Below are 12,678 nucleotides of genomic sequence, written 5' to 3'. Positions count from 1 at the left end.
CCAATTATGCGGGATGTGAGCGGGTCATGGTATGGTTGTCTTGCAGTTTTGGCGCATCTTCTCCGACTAGCATTGGTTTGCCATCTTGCCAAATGACGGCGTATTGACCGAGGCGTTTTTTGCGGTCTAGGGCTTTCTCGACGGCTTTACGCATCACATCCAGCATTTTCTGAGTGTCTGGGGATGGAGTGTTCATAATCCGGCTTCCTTCAGGAGTTTTTGATAGTAAATCTCGTGCAATATGACACGCTGATTGCCTTGTTGTTCAAACACGGGTTCGGAGAGATGGCTGTTCATGAAGCAGCGAGTACGGTTGGCTCGATAGCTGAAATCATTCAGCAAGTTGCGTAGGCTGCGGGCAAAACGTCGCTCAATGTCTTTCGGCGGGATGTTATGTCCGCCGTGTGCTACCCGTTCAGCAACCCGCAGTTTCGACATTTCCATGCTGGGCAGGGCTAAGTAAATCAGCTCAACTTGCCAGCCTGCTTGTTGTAGGCGATTGATGAGTTGTAGGTAACTGCGACCTGCTAAGGTAGTTTCAAAAGCGAAATCTTCTTGCTTGCGGATGTGTGTTTTGAGTTCTTGCAGGAAAATGCGGCTGGCTGCTACCAATTCGCGTTCTGGTGCAAGCGGTGACAGTCCGGCAGCAATCAGGTCGGCGTTGATGAAGTGTTGGCACGCTGCTTGGGGCAGGTATTCCAGCGCGAACGTGGTTTTACCTGCACCATTAGGGCCAGCGATTATCCAGCAGGTTGGCATGGGATCAAAACCTCTGAGGGCTTATCAATGAGCGGTTTAACGATCGCCAATATCTTGCTGAATTCTTCAACAAAGTAATCAATAGCTTCTTGAGGGTTTTCGTGTAATACAGCTAGTGTTTCTGGTTGAGTCCAGCATTCAAATTTGTCACATTTTGAACAGTGAAACCACCAGTTGTCGTTCCTTCCTTGTTTGTACTGTTGTATGATTTTAGGATAAATAAGATTATCAAGCATGGTTTTTTTATTTTTATCAATAACCGTTCCTTTTTTGGAAATTTCTGTTTTGGGTGAAACTCCAATAAGAAAGAATGGACGAGTCTTTGTTGGTTCTTTGTTTTGATTATTTATTTCGATATATATTGGCCAGTTTTCTTTTGTTAAAGATAAGGAGTAATCATGTGCTGGATATGGGTTTTTTGATTTTTCTTCAATCTTGTAATGTTGAAATTTTTCTTTCATTGCGCATAAAAGTTTTTCAACAAATGATGTAATAATTTGATTCTCAATTTTCTTAAAGTTATTAGCTATCATTGCAGCTATTTGCAACCTATTTTTATTGTTTGATTTTTCAAGTAGGTAATTAGAAATTGTTTGGATTTCGGTTTTATCGTCAATCATAAAGTGATAGTCTAAGTTGTGTTGGCAATAGTTTGAAAAGTCTGATAAAAACTGGCGAACATACTCGGCTTGAGATTCTTTTTGACAAGCCTGTAACCAAGAGGTAATGTGATATTTATAACTAATTGGAAGTAGTGTTTCTTTATCATTGATTTTTGTTTTTGCTGCACTGTGTTCTGGTGGCTCTCTGCCATCAGGTGTTAAGTAGATTATGTAATAATTAGGATAGTGTTGTCTGATATGATCACTATAATCATCAATCTGCTTATTCTGGTCTATTGCCCAAGGTTTGTTTTCTATGGCAATGCCTGCATGGTGCTGGTTATTCCTTTTGATTTCAATGAGTATATCAATTCTTCGCTTGTTATTTTCAATACTTGTCGTGTGTTCTTCGGTGCGTATAAACGCATGATCACCTGATTCATAAAATTCAGGTTTTTCGATGATTTCAATGAATTTTTGTAGAAATATATCACCTTGCCCATGATTGCCGTTAGGATCAAGTAAATCACGGATGATTTCGGAAATTCGGTTCTCATTGGGGGCGATGTAGGGGAACAAGCTAAAGCTGCTGGCAAGGCGTTTATCCAAGAGTTTTTTGGTGTCTTGGGCAATCTTGAGCCGATAGCCGATGTCGTGGAAGAAAGAGTCGAGTTTAGCCCTCATCAAACAGATTCTCATTAAGTTAGGTGTGTTGATTTTTGCACAGTTTATCCGGTGTGTCATGTTTGAAAGTGCCTGCCCCAAAACCAGCGGCTGTGCTATGTTTGTGGTATGCCTGCTTTGTGGAGAACAGCAATGTCTACTGCCGAAAAATTGCAACAACGTTATACCTATGCCGATTATGCCCACTGGTCGGAAGATGAGAGCTGGGAGCTAATCGACGGTATCGCTTATGCGATGGCTGCACCGTCCCGTATCCATCAGGAAATCGTGTTTGAGTTGGGCGGGCAGGTTCGTAATTACCTGCAAGGTAAATCCTGCCGTGGCTATGTCGCGCCGTTTGATGTGCGGTTGCCACGTCAGGGCGAGGCGGATGACAAGGTAGATACCGTGGTTCAACCCGATTTAACCGTGATTTGTGACCGCTCCAAGTTGGATGATAAAGGCTGTCGGGGTGCGCCGGATTGGATTGTGGAAGTGTTGTCACCCGCCACCACGCTCAAGGATATGCACACCAAAACCCGTTTGTATGAACAACACGGCGTGCGTGAATATTGGATTGTGCATCCCACTGAACGCTGGGTCATGGTGTACACTTTGGATGAGGCGGGCAAGTACAGCCGCCCGTCGGTGTATGGCATGGATGAGCCGCTTGCCCTGCAAGTCTTGCCTGATCTCAGCATTGATTGGGCATTTGTGGAACAGATTTAGGGTGGGCGGTGGTGTAGGGGCGGTTCGCGAACCGCCCCTACGGGATTAGAAGAATCGGCTAATGTTGGTGACTTGTTCTTGCACCAACGCCATATCTTGGCGCGATTCGACGTTTAAGCGTAACACAGGCTCAGTGTTGGAGCCGCGCAGGTTAAAGCGCCACTCCGCAAATTCCATGCTCAAACCGTCGGTGGTGTCGATCACCAGCGGTTGCAGCGCGGTGAAATGTTCGCGCACGGCGGCGATGCAAGCTTTCACATCGTTAACGTGGAAATTGATTTCGCCGCTGCACGGGAATTTCGCAATGCGCTCATTCACCAGCGAGGACAGGCTTTGGCCTTTCACGCTCATCAATTGCGCCACCAACAACCACGGGATCATGCCGCTGTCGCAGTAGGCGAAGTCGCGGAAGTAATGGTGCGCACTCATTTCACCGCCGTAAATCGCATCTTCCAGCCGCATCCGTTCCTTGATGAAAGCGTGCCCGGTTTTGGATTGGATCGGCTTGCCACCCGCGCTTTCCACCACGTCCACCGTGTTCCACGTCAAGCGCGGGTCGTGGATGATGTTGGAACCGGGGTGCAATTGCAGGAAAGCCTCCGCCAGCAAGCCGACGATGTAATAGCCTTCGATGAATTCGCCGGTTTCGTCAAACAGGAAGCAGCGGTCGAAATCACCATCCCACGCAATCCCCATATCGGCGTTATGGGCAAGCACCGCATCGCGGGTATCGGCGCGGTTTTCCGGCAGCAAGGGGTTAGGGATGCCGTGCGGGAAAGTGCCATCCGGTTCGTTGTGTACCTTGATGAAGCGGATGGGAACGTGCAGGCGGGTGAATTCGGCTTCGAGCGCATCCACGACGTGACCAGCAGCACCGTTACCCGCATTTACCACCAAGGTCAGTGGCTTGATGGCTTTCAGGTCGATGTAACCGAGCAAGTGTTGCACGTAATCCGCGAGGCAGGATTGCTGCGTCAAGCTGCCGCGCTGGGTAACGGCGGGGAAGTTGTTTTCCTCGGCCATGCGCTGGATGTCTTTCAAGCCAGTATCGCCGCTGATGGGGCGTGAGCCTTCGCGCACCAGCTTCATGCCGTTGTAATCCATCGGGTTATGGCTGGCGGTGACTTCAATACCGCCATCCACGCCGAGGTGGAAGGTGGCGAAATAGATTTCTTCGGTGCCGGTCATACCGATGTCGATGACATCCACCCCGGCATCTTGCAAGCCATTGGCCAGTGCCAACTTCAAGGTTTCCGAGGTGAGGCGCACGTCACCGCCGACCACGACGCGCTTGCCGCTGCCTACGAATTCCCCATACGCCCGTCCAATACGGTAGGCCACGTCATCGTTAAGCTCTTCGCCCAGCTTGCCACGAATATCGTAAGCCTTGAAACAGGTCAATTTTTGCATGTTAAACGTCTCTTTATTGCTGCTTTTGGGTTAATAGCTGCCCTTGCGTAACAAGACAGCTACAAAGGTTTTGGTAAGGATAATCAAATCCAGCTCCAGCGACCAGTTGCGCACGTACCAGACATCCAACTGGACACGTTCGGCATAGCTCAGTTCATTGCGCCCACTGACTTGCCATAAGCCGGTGATGCCCGGTCTGACTTGTTGGTAATAGTCGATGTATTCGCTGTATGCTGGAATTTCTTCTGTAATGATCGGTCTTGGGCCGACCAGTGACATTTGCCCACGCAATACGTTGATGAGTTGCGGTAATTCATCCAGTGAGGTGCGCCGTAAAAAGCCGCCGATGCGAGTAATGCGTGGGTCATTTTTTAATTTGCGGTCACGTTCCCATTCTTCACGGGCAGCCGGGTCAGCCGCGAGGATTCTTTCCAGTTGTTCGGCGGCATCGGCTCGCATGGTGCGGAATTTGTAAATCTTGAACGCTTGACCATCTTGCCCGACACGCTGTTGCCGGAAAATGGGTTTGCCGTCGGTTGCCACCCATACCCAAATATACAGGCCGAGCAGGAATGGCGACAGCGCCAGCGTCAGGGTGAGCGCCAGAATAAAATCAGAGATGTGCTTGAAAGCCCGGTCACTGCCACTCAACAGGTTGTTGCGGACAAAAAAGATCAAGCCTTTTTGGTTGATGGAGTTGAAAACTTCAGCATTAAACAAGGGTAATGAGGTCATACGGGGAACCAGTAGGATGCGTTTTACTTTATGCTGGATTTTGTCCATCAGGTAGAACATGTGTTCCATACCCGTGCTTTCCAGCATGATGACAGTGGCGAAGAAATGTTCTTTTTCAAGAATGCGCGTAACGGTGGTCTGTAAATCTTCGGGGGAATGGTGATTGATGTTGACGGTTTGCGCGACATCAAAGCCGAATGGGTTGTCGGCTGCCAGCCATTGGTGTGAATTAGCGCAGGCTTCTTCATCACAAATGAGTAGTATCCGCTCACGCAGCAAGGGGTGCTTGAGGCAACGCCGTTTCAGGTAGTAGATCCAGATCGGTAACAGCAGGTTCAGGCCAAAGAACGTCATGATGATCAGGCGCGAATACTGGTCAGCCTGTTTGAACATGGCCATCAGTGCAAAGCTAATGATCAGGGCAATGACGCTGCCCTTGATCACCAGCCAGGTTTCCGATGTCGTCACCATGCGCCGGGTAAACAGGCGCAGGTAAAAGAAAAGGAGCATGTAGACACCTATTTGCCACAAGTATTTGTTGGCGGGGTGGGCGTAAACGTCAGGCAACACGACTTCCGCCACGCCACGTGCCAGCAGTAGATTGAGCAGCAGCAGCAGGGTATACAGGGTCAGCTTGAACAGGGTATATTTCATCGTTTAGTTATTGAAAAGTAATCATCTTGAATCGAAGTGCCACCCCAGAGGTTGCTATCTTGCTTTGTACTTATAATGGTCAACATTATCTGAGTGACCAGCTTGATTCTATTGTCACTCAGACTTACCCAAACTGGATAATGTGGGTCTCGGATGATGGCTCGCAAGATAATACCCTCTCAATTTTGGCTGAGTATAGGTCAAAATGGCCGGATGGGCGCTTATCTATTGTTCATGGACCAGGGCAAGGGTTTGTGGCTAACTTTCTATCTTTGGCCTGTCGCGCCGATATTCAAGCGGATCATTACGCTTTTTGCGATCAGGATGACATTTGGGAAGCCGATAAGCTCCAGCGGGCGCTGGACTGGTTACAGGGTGTACCTGCTGATGTGCCAGCCTTGTACTGTTCGCGGACACGTTTGGTGGATGCGGATAATAATAGTATTGGTTTTTCACCGCTGTTTGCTAAGTCCCCCGTTTTTGCGAATGCTTTGACGCAGAATGTAGGAAGCGGAAATACCATGGTGTTCAACCATGCAGCCCGCTTATTGTTGCTGGAAGCTGGAGCAACAGTTGATGTAGTCGCGCATGACTGGTGGCTTTATATGCTGGTTAGCGGTTGTGGTGGCAAGGTTTTTTATGATCCGTACCCTTCATTACGTTACCGTCAGCACGACGCGAATGTGGTGGGAGTCGATTTGAGTTGGTCGGGTCTTTGGTTTCAGTTTCGCAAGTTGTGGCGCGGGCATTTCCGGGACGGCAATCGGCGTCACATAGGTGCATTGCGCGGCTTACGTGCTAGACTCACGCCGGAAAGCTGGGAGACGTTGAACAGGTTCGCGACAGCACGGGATCGCTGGTTGATACCACGTTTAGTGGGGTTGAAGCAATCCGGTGTTTATCGCCAACGTCTGTCAGGTAATCTGAGCCTTATTGCCGCTGCCATTCTCAAGAAGATTTAACGACATGAACCCACATCATCCCCATCCTTCTGATCCGTCAGAAATGTTGCATTCCTTTTGGAAAAACCGGCGGCTCATCTGGACTCTGGCCAAGCGTGAAGTGATCGGGCGTTACCGTGGCTCTGTCATGGGCATTGCTTGGTCGTTTTTTAATCCTGTTTTTATGCTGATTGTATACACGTTTGTGTTCAGCGTTGTCTTTAAGGCTCGCTGGGGGGTTGAAACAGATGGTGGGCAGGCTAGCTTTGCCGTGATTTTGTTTGCCGGGATGATTGTACATGGGGTATTTGCAGAATGCGTCAATCGTGCGCCAACCTTGGTGCTTGCGAATGCTAACTATGTAAAAAAGGTCGTATTCCCTCTTGAAATATTGCCGTGGGTTGGTGTGATTGCGGCGTTGTTTCATGCTGCTATCAGCGTGCTGGTTCTATTGGCTGCCGAGCTTATGTTAATGCACTACATACCGTGGACTATTGTATTTCTGCCAGTAGTGCTGTTTCCCTTTATCATCGCTGTTATGGGGATTAGCTGGTTTTTGGCATCAACAGGGGTTTTTCTGCGTGATGTCAGCCAATTAACGGGTTTGGTTACAACGGTTTTATTATTCATGAGTCCAGTTTTTTACCCGCTGTCCGCGCTACCTGAGAAATATCAGGCAATATTATTGCTGAATCCACTCACCTTCATTATCGAGCAAGTACGACAAGTGGTTGTATGGGGGCATATGCCTGCTTGGGGGGGGTTGTTTGTGTATACCATCATTGCTTGTTTTGTTGCATGGTTAGGTTTTTCATGGTTTCAGAAAACCAGAAAGGGATTCGCTGATGTCATCTGAAATAGCCATTAAGGTTGAAGGTTTGGAAAAGTGTTATCAAATCTATGATAACCCTCACGATCGTTTAAAGCAGTTTGTTTTTCCACCGCTACGGCGTCTATTGGGAAAGCCTCCCAAAGAATATGGTCGTGAATTTCTGGCAGTGAATGCTGTCTCCTTTCAAGTCAAAAAAGGTGAGGCAGTCGGTATCATCGGCCGTAATGGTTCAGGCAAGTCAACATTATTACAAATGATCTGCGGGACGTTGACACCTAGCAGTGGCAGTATTCAAACCACTGGTCGTGTCGCAGCCTTGTTGGAGTTAGGGTCTGGATTCAACCCAGAATTTACTGGGCGAGAAAATGTTTATATGAACGCCTCAATTCTGGGCTTGAGTAAAGCTGAAATTGATGCTCGCTTTGATGAGATTGTGGATTTTGCCGATATTGGTAATTTTATTGAACAACCTGTTAAAACCTATTCCAGTGGAATGTATGTTCGTCTTGCTTTCGCTGTTATTGCGCATGTAGATGCCGATATTTTGGTGGTTGATGAGGCATTATCGGTTGGTGATGCGGTATTTACCCAAAAGTGTATGCGCTTTATTCGAGGTTTTCAGGGAAAAGGCACGTTAATTTTTGTCAGCCATGATATTGCTTCCGTGCAGAACATTTGCAAGTCGGCTATCTGGATGAAAAATGGCAAGGTTGAGCGACTGGGAACAGCAAAAGCGATTTCGGAAGCGTATTTGCAATACACGCTTCAAGAAATTTATGGTGAGGAGGCAACCCTGACATCGATAGCACCTGCTGCCCTAGATAATCAGTCTACGCCAGATTCAAGCGTTGAACCTGTGATTGATTATGGGGCGGTTGCTTCTGTCACTGATAATATTCAGGCTGCCAAGGGTTGGAAAACTGCTCAGGCTGAGATTGTCTCTGTTGTGCTTGCGCACTTATCAGCCGGTAAAACTGCCTGTGTTTTTGAAGGAGGAGAGCGTGTACGCATGAGTATTCGTACTAAAACGCATGTTGCGCTCAAAAACCCAATTATTGGCTTTTTAGTGCGTGACCGTTTAGGACAAGATTTGTTTGGTGAAAATACGCTACCCTTTACTGAATACACACCTACCGCTGTTGGTGCTGGTATGGTGTTTGAGGGTGTTTTTGACTTCAAATTGCCGATGCTGCCTAATGGCTTATATGCTGTCATGGTATCGATTGCTGATGGGGATGCCCATGATAATGTCCAGCATCATTGGATGCATGATGCCCTGATTATTAATATTTCATCCAGCAAAATCCGCTATGGACTAGTCGGCATTCCATTTGAGCGCGTAGCATTAGAGGTGATTAATGAGTAATAACATGCTTCAACAACTATATAATAAACACTCTGGTAAATCATCAGACAAATGGTCTTTATACCTTAGTGAATATGATCGTTTGTTTCGGGATTATCGCAAAAAGCCAGTAAGATTGCTTGAGATCGGCATTCAAAATGGTGGTTCGCTCGAAATTTGGAGCAAATACTTTAAACATGCAAAATCCCTAGTTGGCTGTGATATTAACCCGGGTTGCGTGAATCTACGTTATAATGATACACGTATTAATGTTGTTGTCGGGGATGCTAATGCATCGGATATAAGTCAGCAAATATTCAAGCACTCGGCTGAGTTTGATATTATTATTGATGATGGCTCTCATCGTTCAAGTGATATTGTGAAGTCATTTGCCTTGTATTTCCCGAAGCTGGTGGATGGCGGGCTCTTTATCGCTGAAGACTTGCATTGTAGCTATTGGGAGGAATTTGAGGGCGGTCTATTTGATCCTTACGCATCGATGACGTTCTTCAAGCACTTTGCTGATATTATTAACCATGAGCATTGGGGTATCGAAAAGTCTCGTGCTGATATTTTACGAGGCATGTTTGCTAAATATGGCTGTGAGGCAATGGATGTTGAGTTGCTGGCTCAAGTACATTCCGTTGAGTTCATAAACTCCATGTGTGTATTGCGTAAAGCACCCAGCCTTGAAAATGGACTGGGGCACAGGGTCATTGCAGGTTCTGTTGAACAGGTTGTTCAGGGACATCATGATTTAAACGGCAAGGCTTACCAAGTTAATGACATATCAGAGAAGCGTAATGCTTGGTCGGTAAGAAGCCTTCCTCCGAGTGAAGCTATTGAGAGCTTAGAAGAAGAACTGGCTAAAAAGACCGAAGCGCTTGCTAAGCTTACTACGGATTTGGCTTATAAAGATCTGCAAATTGATGTCTTTGCTAATTCAACCTCGTGGAAAGTAACCGCTCCACTGCGTTGGTTGGCAGATAGAATGAAACTGGTGATTCCTGCTGTAAAGCGTGCAACCCTGACCATTAAACGTAGTGGTGGTTTGAAAAAAGCAATACAATTGTATAAGCGAGATGGTTTACCTGGTGTTGTGCGGGGGGTAAATAAGGTTATCAAGGCTTTGCGCCATATCCCTGTCATAGGCTCTGATGGACATGATAGAAATGACTACGTGGAATGGGTACGTCGTTACGATACCCTGACGGATGAAGGGCGTATTACTATCCGCACTCGTATCGCGGCTTTATCGGAACAGCCACTGATTGCTGTTGTGATGCCGGTTTATAACCCGAAGCCAGAATGGCTGGAAGAGGCCATTGAGTCAGTACGTAAGCAGTTATATCCTCATTGGGAATTATGTATTGCGGATGATGCTTCCACTGATCCAGCCATTCGCCCCATCCTTGAACGTTATACCAAAGAAGACGCACGTATCAAGGTGGTTTTCCGTGAACAGAATGGTCATATTTCTGCCGCGTCCAATAGTGCACTGGAGTTAGTAACAGGTGAGTGGTTAGCTCTGTTGGATCATGATGATATTTTGGCTGAACATGCCTTGTTTTGGGTTGCAGATGCGATTAATCATAACCCTGAAGCACATTTGATCTATTCAGATGAGGATAAGATTGATGAGCAGGGTCAACGTCATGCGCCTTATTTTAAATGTGACTGGAACGTTGATTTGTTTTATTCACATAATATGATTACTCATCTGGGGGTCTATCAAACTAGTCTGGTACGTCAGCTTCACGGCTTTTCGCTGGGAATGGAAGGTGCGCAGGATTATGATTTGGCCTTGCGCTATATCGAACAGATTAAGCCTACTTCTATTTGTCATATTCCTAGAATCCTGTATCACTGGCGGATACATAGTTCTAGTACCGCACAAGATCGTAATGCCAAACCTTATGCGGAATTGGCTGGGGAGAAAGCTCTAAATGCACACTTTCAACGACAAGGAATTAAAGCGACTGCGCAGTTACTGAATTTTGCCATGTACCGTGCTGTTTATGCATTACCTGAGCATGTTCCCAAAGTCAGTCTCATTATTCCAACCCGAAATGGTCTGAAGCTGATACGCACTTGTGTTGATAGTATTCTCACGAAAACCACTTATCCAAATTATGAAATACTGATTATTGATAATGGTTCAGATGATGTTGCGACCTTGAAATATTTTGAGTCATTGAATAATAAGCCGAATGTACGAGTGATTCGTGATGACCGTGAGTTTAACTACTCTGCCTTGAATAATGCAGCAGTGAAGTTGGCCGAAGGTGAGCTTGTGGCACTGGTCAATAATGATATTGAGGTTATTTCACCGGATTGGTTAGGTGAAATGATCGGTTTGGCTTTACAGAATGGCGTAGGTGCTGTGGGCGCTAGGTTATGGTATCCAGATAACACGCTGCAACATGGTGGCTGTGTCTTGGGAATTGGCGGGGTGGCTGGACATTCCCACAAATATCTGCCACGTAATGAATATGGCTATTTTGGACGGGCTTGCATTACGCAATCTTTTTCTGCTGTAACTGCTGCTTGTTTAGTGGTTAGAAAGAGTATTTATGAAGAGGTCGGTGGTTTAAACGAAATAGATTTAAAAGTTGCGTTTAATGATATAGATTTTTGTTTACGTGTCCGCGCTGCTGGGTATCGTAATGTATGGACGCCTTTTGCAGAACTTTATCATCATGAGTCGGCTACCCGTGGATTTCATGAAGATAGCCCCGCAAAGCAGGCTGCTTTTGCCAAAGAGGTTGCTTATATGGAACAGCGTTGGGGAGATCAATTGTTGCATGATCCTGCCTACAGCCCCAACCTGACTTTGGATCACGAGGATTTTAGTTTGGCATGGCCACCGAGAGTGACAGATGCTCTTTGATTGTGCAGATACCATTGCCGATAATTATCTGCCATTTGCTGGATGTTAAACTGCTGCTCCAGCAATTCCCGGCTCGCCCGTCCTAGCCGTTCACGCAGTGCCACATCCCCCGCCAGTGTTTTAATCGCGAGGATAGCCGTGTCATTATGCTGGAACAAATAGCCGTTACGCCCCGGCTGCACCATGTCCAGATGCCCGGTGCATTCGCTCAGCACCAAGGGCAAACGGTGGCACATGGCCTGTAACGCGGACAGCGGCAAGCCTTCCCACGCGGAGGTGGATAGGTAAATGTCGGCTTGTTGCAAGTGCTCTGCCACCTCGGTGGGGCTGACCCAGCCGGTGCAATGCAGGTTGGGTGACGTCAATTGGTGGCGCAGTTCGCCATCCCCGATCCACACAAAGTGCACTTGGGGTTGGTCGACAAACGCTTGGGCAATGGCGTTAAAACGTGCCGGGTTTTTCTGGTTGGAAACCCTGCCCACCAGCGCTACCGTGCAGGTGGCGTTATCCTGCTGTGTGGGTATCTTTTCCGGTATCCGGGCGCAGGTGATGCCGTTGTTGATGTAATCAGCCGGAATGCCGTGTGCGCGGAAACTTTGCGCTTCAGACGCTGAACAAGCGACGACCTGACCACTGCACAGGCTGGCGAGTTTTTCCAGCCAGATAAACAGGGATTGCTTGATGGAGGGAACATCCTGCCGCAGGAAAGCCACCCCGTGTGGTGTATAAATAACCCGTTCGGATTGCCACAGCAGTTTTGCGCTAATACGCCCCAAAAAACCCGCCTTGGAAGAGTGCAGGTGAATAATGTCACCATCGTATTGTTTCAATAAACACATCAAGCGGTAAAGCGCCAGCAGATCACCGAAAGGTGAAATATCCCGCGCTACGCCTTGCCAATGCAATAGCTTTACACCAGACGGGAAAAGGTCTGCGTAATTTTTAGGCGTATCTGGGCGCTTGCCATGAATGACAATATGCTCATGCTCAGGCATGACATGGGTCAGTTGGGCAACAAAATGCAATACACCAGCGGCGAATGATTCGGCTACGTGGATAACCTTCATGGTAGGTATTTGTCTTTACTTTTTGATCGGTTTATAGATAGTAGTCAATTT

At 47.2% G+C, this 12,678-nt stretch carries 11 protein-coding genes; 5 read left to right on the top strand and 6 right to left on the bottom strand.

The features are described from left to right. Positions 1–4 precede the first annotated feature (4 nt). From J9253_RS12710 to J9253_RS12700, 3 genes are read right to left on the bottom strand one after another with little or no spacing between them, the layout of a single operon-like run. Entirely contained in the window at positions 5–196 is a 192-nt protein-coding gene (locus J9253_RS12710; RefSeq protein WP_028489256.1) for a hypothetical protein, read from the bottom strand. After that, a complete protein-coding gene (locus tag J9253_RS12705) occupies positions 193–759 on the bottom strand; it encodes a zeta toxin family protein (RefSeq protein ID WP_210221322.1) in 567 nt (188 codons plus the stop codon). The genes J9253_RS12710 and J9253_RS12705 overlap by 4 nt, the downstream gene beginning before the upstream one ends. Further along, complete coding sequence (locus J9253_RS12700) at positions 741–2,045, bottom strand: PDDEXK-like family protein (protein ID WP_210221321.1); 1,305 nt, start codon at positions 2,043–2,045, stop codon at positions 741–743. Before J9253_RS12700 ends, J9253_RS12705 begins: the two co-directional genes overlap by 19 nt. 132 nt (positions 2,046–2,177) lie before the next feature. Here J9253_RS12700 and J9253_RS12695 point away from each other — a divergent pair, with 132 nt between their 5' ends. Next, positions 2,178–2,753, top strand: a complete 576-nt coding sequence (locus J9253_RS12695) for a Uma2 family endonuclease (protein WP_210221320.1) — start codon at positions 2,178–2,180, stop codon at positions 2,751–2,753. Between the two features lie 45 nt (positions 2,754–2,798). Here J9253_RS12695 and cpsG read toward each other — a convergent pair whose 3' ends face one another. Together cpsG and J9253_RS12685 are read right to left on the bottom strand one after the other, a co-directional pair. Next, positions 2,799–4,163, bottom strand: a complete 1,365-nt coding sequence (gene cpsG, locus J9253_RS12690; RefSeq protein WP_028489260.1) for a phosphomannomutase CpsG — start codon at positions 4,161–4,163, stop codon at positions 2,799–2,801. 30 nt (positions 4,164–4,193) lie between these two features. Beyond that, positions 4,194–5,552 (bottom strand): exopolysaccharide biosynthesis polyprenyl glycosylphosphotransferase, encoded by a 1,359-nt coding sequence (locus J9253_RS12685; RefSeq protein WP_210221319.1) that lies wholly within the window; start codon positions 5,550–5,552, stop codon positions 4,194–4,196. 26 nt (positions 5,553–5,578) lie between these two features. Here J9253_RS12685 and J9253_RS12680 point away from each other — a divergent pair, with 26 nt between their 5' ends. The 4 genes from J9253_RS12680 to J9253_RS12665 are packed head-to-tail and all read left to right on the top strand — an operon-like array spanning position 5,579 to position 11,560. Further along, positions 5,579–6,514: a glycosyltransferase family 2 protein gene (locus J9253_RS12680; RefSeq protein ID WP_210221318.1), complete on the top strand. Its 936-nt coding sequence runs from the start codon at positions 5,579–5,581 to the stop codon at positions 6,512–6,514. A 4-nt stretch (positions 6,515–6,518) separates the two neighbouring features. After that, positions 6,519–7,349: an ABC transporter permease gene (locus J9253_RS12675; RefSeq protein WP_210221317.1), complete on the top strand. Its 831-nt coding sequence runs from the start codon at positions 6,519–6,521 to the stop codon at positions 7,347–7,349. Further along, positions 7,339–8,691, top strand: coding sequence for an ABC transporter ATP-binding protein (locus tag J9253_RS12670; RefSeq protein ID WP_210221316.1), 1,353 nt, complete (start codon positions 7,339–7,341; stop codon positions 8,689–8,691). Before J9253_RS12675 ends, J9253_RS12670 begins: the two co-directional genes overlap by 11 nt. Further along, complete coding sequence (locus J9253_RS12665) at positions 8,684–11,560, top strand: glycosyltransferase family 2 protein (RefSeq protein WP_210221315.1); 2,877 nt, start codon at positions 8,684–8,686, stop codon at positions 11,558–11,560. The genes J9253_RS12670 and J9253_RS12665 overlap by 8 nt, the downstream gene beginning before the upstream one ends. Here J9253_RS12665 and J9253_RS12660 read toward each other — a convergent pair. Continuing rightward, positions 11,509–12,627, bottom strand: coding sequence for a glycosyltransferase (locus J9253_RS12660; RefSeq protein WP_210221314.1), 1,119 nt, complete (start codon positions 12,625–12,627; stop codon positions 11,509–11,511). The two genes, J9253_RS12665 and J9253_RS12660, sit on opposite strands and share 52 nt — an antisense overlap. Positions 12,628–12,678 lie beyond the last annotated feature (51 nt).

This window comes from Thiothrix litoralis, assembly GCF_017901135.1.
Taxonomy (GTDB): domain Bacteria; phylum Pseudomonadota; class Gammaproteobacteria; order Thiotrichales; family Thiotrichaceae; genus Thiothrix; species Thiothrix litoralis.
Note: the sequence above shows the minus strand (reverse complement) of the source record. Positions and strands in the feature narration are given on the sequence as shown.